Consider the following 674-nt stretch of genomic DNA (forward strand, 5'->3'; position numbering starts at 1 on the left):
TACCGAGACATGCGGGAGCATACGGTGGCGAGCATTCAGAACTATAAGAGCGAACTCATCGAGTGGGTTCAGAAGCATCACCTGTCCCACGAGTTTCGTCTTGAAGAGCATCAGACGATGCCTCACGATCACTTCATCTACAGCGTTTGGATCGATGGCAAGCCCGTAGGCCGAGGCGCCGGTAGTAGCAAGAAGCGCGCCCAGCAAGAGGCCGCACGTGACACCCTCGAGCTACTCAAGCAAGCCTACTCAGCCATACAGAGTCGCACTAGCTAGCCCCGCTCCTTACGAGGGTGGGAAAAAAAACAAGCTCCGGCAAATCTTACGAATAGCCCTTTGTAAACGCGCTCAAGACGAGTAACGGTTGTAGGGACGCTCGGTCGAGCGTCCGTCCCCGTTAAAGTGAGACGAGTAACGGTTGTAGGGACGCTCGGTCGAGCGTCCGTTCTCGTTAAAGCGAGACGAGTAACGGTTGTAGGGCCGCTCGGTCGAGCGTCCGTTGTGTCAAGGCGAGACGTATAACCCAGTCATCATACAAACTGGTCATCGTAATCTTTAACGGGTACGGACGCCCTCCCACTAGATACTCACCGAGCGTCCCTACACAGGGCTACTCGTCTCGTCGTTCGACAACGGACGCACGACCGTGCGTCCCTACTTTAACTTTGCAGAGT

The 674-nt window shown here is 55.3% G+C and carries 1 protein-coding gene; it reads left to right on the top strand.

What is annotated here, in order from left to right:
• Positions 1–276 (top strand): putative dsRNA-binding protein (locus PORUE0001_RS02630; RefSeq protein ID WP_007364919.1); only part of this gene is annotated, 276 nt, incomplete at its 5' end.
• Between the last annotated feature and the right edge of the window lie 398 nt (positions 277–674).

Source organism: Porphyromonas uenonis 60-3 (genome assembly GCF_000174775.1).
Taxonomy (GTDB): Bacteria; Bacteroidota; Bacteroidia; order Bacteroidales; family Porphyromonadaceae; genus Porphyromonas; species Porphyromonas uenonis_A.